Origin of the sequence: Desulforamulus putei DSM 12395 (genome assembly GCF_900129195.1) — a bacterium.
In the GTDB taxonomy this organism is placed as follows: Bacteria; Bacillota; Desulfotomaculia; order Desulfotomaculales; family Desulfotomaculaceae; genus Desulfotomaculum; species Desulfotomaculum putei.
In genome coordinates this window covers 98,016-107,043 of record NZ_FQUY01000009.1, presented here as the reverse complement: position 1 = coordinate 107,043, position 9,028 = coordinate 98,016, and the positions used below count along the sequence as shown (strand labels likewise).

Genomic DNA, 9,028 nt, shown 5'->3' with positions numbered 1-9,028 from the left:
CGGGTGCTGTATCCTCGTTCAGCCAGCTTCTCTTGCAGTGTGCTTCGTTTAAGTTGCCCGGGCAAAGCCAGCCCTTCCCATTCCAAAATTTGAATAATCTGTGCAACGCTGCGGGTAGGAACCTCTCGGCGGAGCAAGATAGCTTGTTCTAAAAGTTGTGGGGTAATAGCATCTTCCTTTTGTTTATTGCCTTTCCCTTTAGGCTTTAAGCCTTCAAAGCCTTCTTTACGATACTGTGCCAGATACCGGCGTAATGTTCGCTCAGATAAGCCCATCTGTTCACAGATTTGGGTTTTAATCTGCCTGGCTTTAGCGGGATCCAGTCCGTCTGCCAAAAGTGGAGATAACAATTGTACCCGCAGGGCTGCTATCTCTTCGGCTTTTTTCTGATCCTTCATGCTGAAAACTCCTCTCCATATTTGGTTTTCAGCATGAGTATATCTTAGGCATTCCCGGACAAGAATGCAGAACGGGTATGTAACCATAAATTTAAATTTGTTATTGGACGGACAATTCTCCCCAGCCAACCGGGAGCATCACCCACAAAATGTCCGATACGTTGGAGCGCGGACTGTGGAGCCACGGACAGGATATCCACAGGGACCTGGAAATTCCGAATGCTAAGTGAAATCAAGCAACCGAGCAGGTAATTGGCCATCACTTGAAACCAATTCCTCCAACGGTACAGAGTACAATCATCCGCAGCGATGGCTTGGACAGAATCATTACTTACCACGGTTTCAATGCTGTCGGCATCGTACCGTTTGTATGGTACTATGAAATCCGGCAGTTCATGATGAATCTTACTACAATGAGTACACCGCAATCTACGAATGTTCAACACGATAATATCACCGGATGGTTTGATCGATTTGCGTAGACGGCTTCCGATTACCCTTAGCTCTCTGCCACAACAAGGGCAAGGGACTATTTCCGCACCCCTAACAAAAAACGCCATTCTCAGGATTCTCAACCAGCGAAAAGTTTGATACAATGATCATACATACTTGGTTGGGGACATCTCTAGTGATACTGTTGGCGCAGTACCACATGCTACAGAGATGTCCTTTTCCTTTCTCTAAGTTATGGTCATTATATCCATCTATTTCTGGACAGGCAATACCGTCAGCTTCTGGGCTTTTCAACTCAGCCCCAACACTATATGTCTGTTAGAAGTATTGCTATATGGAAAAGTTTTTCTTAGTATTAGTGTAAAAAATATCCAGACATGGTATGTCTAGTCGAAATTGTCGTCAAACCATCTTTGTCGTGAGGAAAAATAGCATAGATAATTTATATAAATAAAAAAACAGGCTAAATGCCTGCTTCTGATGAGACTAGAAGTAACTCTTGGAAGGAGTTACCGTATAACCCTTGGAAGGGGTTACCGCCAGCCTCAAAGTTAGATTACCATGAATATTTTGTTTTGTAAATATGTTTTCCAAAATTTTTAATAATTATTCCTAGGCATAAGAAAAATTCCGAAATTCTTGGTATTTCTTTCGTTTAAATAATTATAGGTTAATTGATTGATAATTGAATATAATTCTGCAATCCATTTTTCAAAACCGTTATTTGGAGGATGTTTATCGAGGTCTAATTCATAGAAATGTCTCACAACCCCTGCCATCAAATCAGCAACCTGTACGCCAGGGGTAATTATAGATTTCACAAAAAGAGGCATTTCCAATATGTGTAGTGTTTTACCAATATTATGCTTAAACAAATAATTATTTATAGCTTTCCACATGATCTTGTCCTTGGATTCCTCATCAAAAACAAGTAATGCAAGGTCCTTTCTTCTTTCCGCCTCGTGGCTAATTCTTTCTAACAAAAATCTATATCTATTCGGTAATACGTTAGAGGATTCTATTGGAAGGGGGTTATTAGGTCTTTCCATAACTGCTGCAAATACGGCAACATTATATCCAGCAATTGCATTTAATACTTCATCGGTTAGTTGTTTATTATTTGTTCTTACTGTCAAACTCTTCGGATTTAAAAGGTTAACAGACTTAATCTCTCTTGGGTTATTTTCGTCTTCAGGGCCAAATATACGCTCTTTAATGTTATGTATTCTGCGTGTTAAGTCGCCAACGTCACGTTCATCCATACATAGGGTAAGCAAAACAGGTCTTTTCACTGGATCATTAGGATGAAGACACCCGGACTGATCGGCAAAAGCAAGCATTGTACCCCTCCCAAGAAAAAAATAAAACCATATTCCTTATGAAGATTTTCACAGATATGAAACAATATGTCAAGGTAAAGTCTTATTCTGTAAAGGTGAAGTAAGGGCAAAAAAATACCCGGGGCTTTTTAAAAACCCCGGAATTCCTTCGTCACTGGAGCGGGTGACGGGGATCGAACCCGCAACCCTCAGCTTGGGAAGCTGATGCTCTACCATTGAGCTACACCCGCATCTTATTAATAATTATATCCGCCTGTTTTAAAAAATCAAACATCAGGGAAAACGTTCTGACAACACTGTATCGGGGTATTTTTTATACTGTTGGCAAGAAAAACTTTCTCATATGGCAATACTTTTAACAGGAATATGGGGTATACTGTCAGAATTAAAAAACAGATATATACTAAAATACACGACGAATATTATCACTTTGTGGATTGAGGTGATGATGGCTTGCGGCTTGAGGATATAACCAGGGGTGCCATCGTGAAGGGTATATTGCCGGGTGTCCCGGTAACCATCATTGATGTCAACTGGTATGGTAACACTGTACTGGAAGTTACCTATAAAGGTCCCCAGGGGCAAACCGGACAGGAGTTACTGTTCAGGGACAGAGAACCTTCTCTGGAATTGATAAATGCCGGGCAAACATGGCAATTGGATGGGGATGGAGCCAAATTCCGACTTGTTTCTGAAGCTAGGCGGATCAGGCTGGCCCATCTTTTTGATCCCATGCTGGCCGTGCACACCTCTCAGGTGGAGCCCCTGCCGCACCAGATAACTGCTGTTTATCAGCAGATGCTTCCCAGGCAACCCCTGCGGTTTCTGCTGGCGGATGACCCCGGGGCCGGCAAGACCATCATGGCCGGTCTACTAATTCGAGAATTAATGATGCGTGGAGATTTAAAGCGCTGTCTGATTTGCGCACCAGGCAGTCTGGTGGAGCAATGGCAGGACGAAATGCTGCGGCGCTTCCAAATTCCTTTTGACATGATTTCCCGCCAGTCTTTTCAGGATAGCCGCACCGGCAATCCCTTTTTGGAAAAAAACTTAATTATCTGCAGGCTGGATCATCTTAGTCGAAATGAAGATGTCATAGAAAAACTAAAGCTAACTGACTGGGATTTAATCGTGGTGGACGAAGCTCACAAAATGAGCGCTTCGTTCTTTGGCGGTGAGTTAAAGGCCACCAAGCGGTATAAGCTGGGCAAACTTCTCGGCAGTATCACCCGGCATTTCCTGCTGATGACCGCCACGCCCCATAACGGCAAAGAAGAAGATTTCCAACTTTTTATGGCTTTGCTGGACGGGGATCGTTTTGAAGGAAAGTTCCGGGACGGTGTTCATGTGGTGGACACCTCTGATTTGATGAGACGAATGGTGAAAGAGCAGCTTTTGAAATTTGACTGTACCCCCCTGTTTCCCGAGCGGGTGGCTTATACCGTTACCTACCGCCTGTCGGACCAGGAAGCAGCCCTTTACCGGGAAGTCACCAAGTATGTCCGGGAGGAATGGGACCGGGCCGACGCTTTGGAAAACGAAGGGCGCAAAGGCACCGTGGGGTTTGCCCTGACCATCCTGCAGCGGCGGCTGGCCTCCTCGCCGGAAGCCATTTATCAATCCCTGCGCCGCCGCCGGGAAAGGTTGGAAAAACGGCTGCGAGAAGAAAAAATAAACAAGCGGGGAGCTGATGCAGTCATTGATATGCTGCAGGGACTACCCCAACTGAGTCCGGAAGATATTGAAGATATGGATGAATTTCCTAGCTGTGAGGATCAGGAAAAGGAACAGCAAATTGTGGATCAGGCCACCGCAGCTCGGAGCATTGCTGAACTGGAAGCGGAAATAAAAATCCTCAAGAACCTGGAAACCATGGCCTATCATTTGACCCAGAGCGGCAGGGATAAGAAATGGGAAGAATTGTCCAGCCTGTTACAGGGCCGTGGCCATATTCAAGGGGTGGACCAGGTTTTTGACAGCCAGGGACATCGGCGCAAGCTGGTTATTTTCACCGAACATAAAGATACTTTGCATTACCTGTACCGACGCATTACTAATTTACTGGGCCGGGATGACGCCGTTGTTGCCATTCACGGCGGTATGGGCCGGCAAGAGCGTAAAAAGGCCCAGGAACTTTTTACCCAGGATAAAGATGTCTTTATCCTACTGGCCACCGATGCCGCCGGTGAAGGGATTAATTTACAAAGGGCTCACCTGATGGTAAACTACGACCTGCCCTGGAACCCCAACCGGCTTGAGCAAAGATTTGGCCGTATTCATCGCATTGGCCAGACCGAGGTTTGCCATCTTTGGAACCTGGTGGCCGAGGAAACCAGGGAAGGGGACGTGTTTATCCGCCTGCTGAAGAAACTGGAAACCGAGCGGGAAGCCCTGGGCGGTGCGGTCTTTGATGTTCTGGGTAAAGTATTCCAGGGTACCCAGCTGCGGGAATTGTTAACCCAGGCCATCCGCTACGGGGAACAACCTGAAGTACGAGCCAGACTAAATCAAGTGGTAGATAACGCCTTTAACCGGGACCAGCTGGCCCGGTTATTAGAAGAGCGGGCCCTGGCCAGGGATGCCATGGATACCAGTAAAGTGCTGGCCATTAAAGAAGAAATGGAACGGGCGGAGGCCCGGCGGCTGCAGCCACACTTTATTGCTTCTTTTTTTATAGAAGCCTTTAAACTGCTGGGTGGCAGTATCCGGGAGCGGGAGGCACGGCGTTATGAGATCACCCACGTGCCGTCGATAATTCGCCAGCGGGGCAGGCAAATAGGCAGCGGGGAACCTGTGCTGACGAAATATGAGCGGGTTTGTTTTGAAAAGGAGCTTATTACCCAACCGGGCAAACCCATGGCGGCCTTTATTTGTCCGGGACATCCGTTGCTGGACAGCGTGGTGGACCTCATCCTGGAGCAATACCAGAGCCTGTTTAAGCAGGGGGCGGTGCTGGTGGATGAGAAGGATGTGGGGGCTGAACCCAGGGCTTTAATCTACCTGGAACATAGCATTGTAGACGGTCGCCAGGATCCAAACGGCAACCGCCGGGTGGTTTCCCGACAAATGCAATTTGTGGAAATAGACCGGCAAAATCAGGCCCGGCAGGCCGGCTATGCCCCTTATCTGGACTACCGGCCCTTGAAGCCGGAAGAAATGCCCTTCATCCAATCTTTAGACCTGAACCAATGGCTCCGGGAAACCCTGGAGAAAACATCCGTCAGCTATGCCATTGAGCAGCTGGTGCCTCGGCACCTGGCTGAAATAAAAGAGCGTAAAGAGGAACTGGTGAATAAAACCATGATGGCGGTTAAGGACAGGCTAACCAAGGAAATCGCCTACTGGGATCACCGGGCTGAGGAACTGAAGTTACAGGAACAGGCCGGGAAAATTAATGCCCGGCTGAACTCGGTCAATGCCCGGCGGCGGGCGGACGAACTGCAGGCCCGGCTGACCCAGCGGCTGCAGGAACTAGAACAGGAGAAGCAGTTGGCCCCGCTGCCGCCGGTGGTGGTGGGCGGCGCCCTGGTTATTCCCGCCGGGCTGCTGGCCACCCTGCAAGGAAATAGTACAGACGAACCAGGTCAGTTTGCCCGGGATACCAGAACGGTGGAAAAACTGGCCATGCTGGCAGTCATGGAAAGGGAAATTGCCCTTGGCTTTGAACCCAGGGACGTGTCCGCTGAAAAATGCGGCTACGATATCGAAAGCAGGGTACCGGGCAGCGGCAAGCTGCGGTTTATCGAAGTTAAGGGCCGGGTGGCCGGGGCCCGGTCGGTTACGGTGACTAAAAATGAAATCCTCACCGCCTTAAACAAACCAGACGACTTTATCCTGGCCATCGCCACCGTAGAAGACGGGCGGGTGGCCGGGCTGACCTACGTTACCCGGCCCTTTCAGAGCCCCCCGGATTTTGCCGCCACCAGTGTAAATTATGACTTAGAAGAACTACTTAGCAGAGGAGCACAACCGGCATGACCTACAGCAAGAAACTGATTGAAGTGGCCCTGCCCCTGGAAGCAATTAATAAGGAAAGCGCCCGGGAAAAATCCATCCGCCACGGACACCCATCTACCTTGCATTTATGGTGGTCCCGGAAACCTTTAGCCACCTGCCGGGCGGTACTGTTTGCCAGCCTGGTGGACGATCCCGGTACATATCTGGAGGGAAAAACAGCTGAACAGGAACGGCAGCGGCTGTTTGAACTGATAGAAGAACTGGTTAAATGGGAAAACAGTAATAATGAAGCAGTGTTAAACAAGGCCCGGCGGGAGATTGCCCGTAGTGTGGCCCGGCAAAAGGGGATAGCATTGCCCGACGACATGCCGCCGGAGCAGGTCAAAGCCTTCCTGGCTGAGCAGGCCCCGCCGGTGCTGGACCCCTTTGCCGGTGGCGGCAGCATCCCCCTGGAGGCCCAGCGGCTGGGGCTGAAGGCCTATGCCAGCGACCTGAACCCGGTGGCAGTGTTAATCAATAAGGCTATGATTGAAATACCTCCGCGGTTTGCCAACCTGCCCCCGGTGAACCCCGAAGCCCGCAGCCGCATTGGCAGCGAGGTGGCCTACCAGGGCGCCGCTGGCCTGGCTGAGGACATTAAGTATTACGGCCGGCTGGTGCGGGACCTGGCTCATGAAAAAATCGGCCGCCTGTACCCGCCGGTGCAGCTGCCGCCGGCGCAGGGGGGCGGTGAGGCCAGGGTGATTGCCTGGCTGTGGGCCCGGACAGTGAAGTGTCCCAACCCGGCCTGCGGGGCACAAATGCCATTGGCCAGTAAGTTCTGGCTGTCCAAGAAAAAGGGGAAGGCAGCCTGGGTGGAACCGGTGGTGGATCACCAGGCCGGCCCGCCGGAGGTTAGTTTTCAGGTGCGGACCGGCCAGGGTGGGCCGCCGGACGGTACTGTAAACCGCCGGGGCGCCGCCTGCCTGTGCTGCGGCACCCCGGTGCCCTTTGACCATATCAGGGCCGAGGGACAGGCCGGACGCATGCAGGCCCAGCTGATGGCGGTGGTGGCCGAAGGGCAGCGGGGCCGGGTGTACCTGAACCCGACGGAAGAACAGGTGTCTATTGCCGGCAGAGCGGTGCCGGAGTGGAAACCGGAAAGTGAGTTGCCCAGAAATCCCCGTGATTTTAAAACTCCCAATTATGGGATGTATACCTATGCAGACCTGTTTACCAACCGCCAACTGGTGGCCCTCACCACCTTCAGCCAACTGGTTAACCACATTCGCCGGGTGGTGGAGAAGGATGCCCTGGCAGCCGGAATGGCCAGTGATGAAACACCTCTAGCCCAGGGTGGTACCGGGGCCAAGGCTTATGCCGAAGCCGTGGCGGTTTACTTGGGGTTGGCAGTTGATAGGTGTGCTGATTACTGGTCAACTATTGCAACACCGGGTGATGGTTTTATAAGAAATACATTTGCAAGACAAGCAATACCAATGAGTTGGGATTTTATTGAAGGGAATCCATTTAGTGAATCAACTGGTAACTGGCTAGGAGCATGTAATTGGATAGCTTTAGTATTAAATGAATTACCTAAAAATGGATGGGGTAAAGTTTATCAAGCGGATGCTACACAAAAACAAGAGGTAGTTAATATTAATAACAAAATAATTTCCACTGATCCACCTTATTACGACAATATTGGTTATGCTGATCTTGCTGATTTCTTTTATGTTTGGTTGAGGTATAGCTTAAAAGACATATACCCAGAATTATTCAGAACTATGCTTACTCCTAAGGCTGAAGAACTGGTGGCTACTCCCTATCGTTTTCAAGGTAACAGAGATAAAGCAAAAGAGCACTTCGAAATAGGTTTACAAAAGTCTTTTAAAAATATGTGCAATGTTACAAACTCTAATTACCCGGTGACGGTTTACTACGCCTTTAAACAGGTAGAAAACGACGGGGAAGGCGGCACCGGGAATCTTGGCCAGCACCAGCTGGCTTCCACCGGCTGGGAGACCATGCTTACCGGGCTTGTAACTTCGGGTTTTCAGATCACTGGTACCTGGCCTATGCGTACAGAACGTACAGCTAGAACGGTATCACTGGGTACCAACGCCCTGGCTTCCTCCATCGTCCTGGTCTGCCGCCCCCGGCCCCAGGATGCCCCGGTGGCTACCCGGCGGGAGTTACTCTCAGCATTAAAGAAACAGTTACCGAAATCTCTCAAAGAACTCCAGCACAGCCACATAGCCCCGGTGGACCTGGCCCAGGCGGCCATCGGTCCCGGCATGGCGGTGTTTTCTTCATACAGCAAGGTGCTGGAGGCGGATGGCTCACCCATGACCGTGCGTACCGCCCTGGCCCTCATTAACCAGGTACTGGACGAGTACATGGCCGAACAGGAGGGGGAATACGATGCGGATACCCGCTGGGCGGTGGCCTGGTTTGAACAGTACGGCATGGAAGCCGGCCCCTACGGGGATGCGGAAACCCTGTCCAAGGCCAAGAACACCAGCGTCAGCGGCCTGGTGGCGGCCGGCATCCTTACTGCCCGGGCCGGCCAGGTGCAGCTGTTGGCCCGGGGCGATTATCCTGAAGACTGGCAGCCGTCCAGGGACAACCGCCTGACCGTGTGGGAGGCGGTACAGTACCTGATTCTCCACCTGGAGAAATCCGGCGAAGAGGCAGCCGCCCGGTTGTTAAAGGAGCTGGGTGGGCTGGCCGAAGCAGCCCGGGATCTGGCTTACCGCCTGTACAGCATTTGCGACCGTCAGGGCCGGGCCGGGGAGGCCCTGGCCTATAACAGCCTGGTGGTGGCCTGGCCCCGGCTGCTGGAACTGGCAGCCCGCATGCCGGACCAGCCCCAACAGGGTCGGCTCTTTTAAGTGAGGT

Annotated in this window: 5 protein-coding genes and 1 tRNA gene; 2 read left to right on the top strand and 4 right to left on the bottom strand. The window is 50.8% G+C overall.

The features are described 5' to 3' along the window. The 4 genes from BUB67_RS07960 to BUB67_RS07945 form a co-directional block, all read right to left on the bottom strand. Positions 1-398 (bottom strand): helix-turn-helix domain-containing protein (locus BUB67_RS07960; protein WP_143157022.1); only part of this gene is annotated, 398 nt, incomplete at its 3' end. Positions 399-442: 44 nt separating this feature from the next. Beyond that, positions 443-958, bottom strand: coding sequence for a DUF6431 domain-containing protein (locus BUB67_RS16880; protein WP_073238395.1), 516 nt, complete (start codon positions 956-958; stop codon positions 443-445). Between the two features lie 492 nt (positions 959-1,450). Beyond that, positions 1,451-2,191 carry a DUF3800 domain-containing protein gene (locus BUB67_RS07950; RefSeq protein WP_073238392.1) on the bottom strand — a complete coding sequence of 247 codons (741 nt, stop codon included), beginning with the start codon at positions 2,189-2,191 and terminating at the stop codon, positions 1,451-1,453. Between the two features lie 155 nt (positions 2,192-2,346). Next, positions 2,347-2,421, bottom strand: a tRNA-Gly gene (locus tag BUB67_RS07945). A 223-nt stretch (positions 2,422-2,644) separates the two neighbouring features. On the opposite strand from BUB67_RS07945, the gene BUB67_RS07940 reads away from it, so the two are divergent. Continuing rightward, positions 2,645-6,169, top strand: a complete 3,525-nt coding sequence (locus tag BUB67_RS07940) for a helicase-related protein (protein WP_073238388.1) — start codon at positions 2,645-2,647, stop codon at positions 6,167-6,169. Continuing rightward, entirely contained in the window at positions 6,166-9,021 is a 2,856-nt protein-coding gene (locus BUB67_RS07935; RefSeq protein ID WP_073238385.1) for a DUF1156 domain-containing protein, read from the top strand. Before BUB67_RS07940 ends, BUB67_RS07935 begins: the two co-directional genes overlap by 4 nt. Positions 9,022-9,028 lie beyond the last annotated feature (7 nt).